Origin of the sequence: Mesorhizobium sp. M5C.F.Ca.IN.020.29.1.1 (assembly GCF_003997375.1) — a bacterium.
Taxonomy (GTDB): Bacteria; Pseudomonadota; Alphaproteobacteria; order Rhizobiales; family Rhizobiaceae; genus Mesorhizobium; species Mesorhizobium wenxiniae.
In genome coordinates, this window is record NZ_RZSW01001017.1 from 1 (window position 1) to 1,078 (window position 1,078).

At 59.7% G+C, this 1,078-nt stretch carries 2 protein-coding genes; both read right to left on the minus strand.

Features of this window, described 5'->3' with window-relative positions; translation table 11 throughout:
• Nucleotides 1–21: 21 nt before the first annotated feature.
• Nucleotides 22–384 carry a hypothetical protein gene (locus tag EOA85_RS35900; protein WP_127212777.1) on the minus strand — a complete coding sequence of 121 codons (363 nt, stop codon included), beginning with the start codon at nt 382–384 and terminating at the stop codon, nt 22–24.
• The coding region (locus tag EOA85_RS37950) for a hypothetical protein (protein WP_164760161.1) at nt 381–1,078 on the minus strand (698 nt) is incomplete at its 5' end. The genes EOA85_RS37950 and EOA85_RS35900, both read right to left, overlap by 4 nt.

The following is a 1,078-nucleotide window of genomic DNA, read 5'->3' on the forward strand; positions in this document are numbered from 1 at the left end:
CACCCGCAACCTAAGCGTCTTTCAAACGATAGGCGCAAGGATGGCGTTCGGATCAAGGCCGAGAGCTTGAAGCAGGGAAACGGCGTCCGGGTCGTCGCAGTAGACATCGGGTCGATCGGGCGCGAACCAGCGGGCGAAATAGACCGGGTTTTGCGTCAAGGCGGCGTAGGCATCGGGCATCTTGCCAGCTTCGATGATGCGAGCCTGCACGACCGATTTCAGAACCTTTTGGCGAACGACAGGCACGGCGCCCCATGCATGGCCGTCCCATGTCTGGCTTGCGTCTTGCGGCGCATCTGGGACTTCGATCGCACCCTTTGGCGGCATGGCTCCGTCGAATCCGCCGATATAGACGCCATCGCCGTCAACAAAGTATTTGGTCATACCCATGCCCTCACTACAAATTTCCAGCTTGCGGGGGTGATGCCGGAAAGCACTCCGGTGGTCTTGTGCAGGACATTGAGAGGTGCAGCGGCAGCGCCGAAGCGGATAGTAAGATTAGTCGCGTCTGGAACGATGGACAGCCCTCGATTAGATCCGGCAGGACTGTCGTGAGAGCCGACATTGATTGCCACTTCGTCGCCGATGGAATAGTCAAACTCGGCCGTCGTGCATTGCAGCGCGGTAGTTATGAGCTTGGGCTTTGCGCTCAGGCCATGCGCGAGGGTCAAGGAACCGGCTGCAGTAATCGCCTGCTGCCCGCTGTCGTAGGACGCCGTGAAGGGCAGCGTTGCCCAGGCTGGCGCCGTGGCGCCGGCATTCATCAGAAGCGCCTGTGATGCCGTGCCCTTCGCCAGCCTTGCCTTGACCTTGGCCCCGGTGAAATACTCGATATCACCAGCCGCGGTGCTTGCCGGAATTGGAAGAAAAAGTTTCGTTGCTGCACCGTCGCCAATGGCAAGAACATTGTCGTCCGTATCCCACTGTGTGTCGCCCTCGGCAGTCGGCGTAGGAGCCGCACTCTGCTTTAGGGTCAGCGTGGCTGTTGCGATCGTACCGCCATTGATCGTCGGCGTATTGATCGTCGGGCTGGTCAGCGTCTTGTTGGTGAGTGTTTGGGTGCCGGCCAGGGTAACGA

Coding starts and splice junctions, on each gene's coding strand:
- EOA85_RS35900 (WP_127212777.1), bottom strand. CDS start 384: ATGACCAAATACTTTGTTGACGGCGATGGCGTCTATATCGGCGGATTC.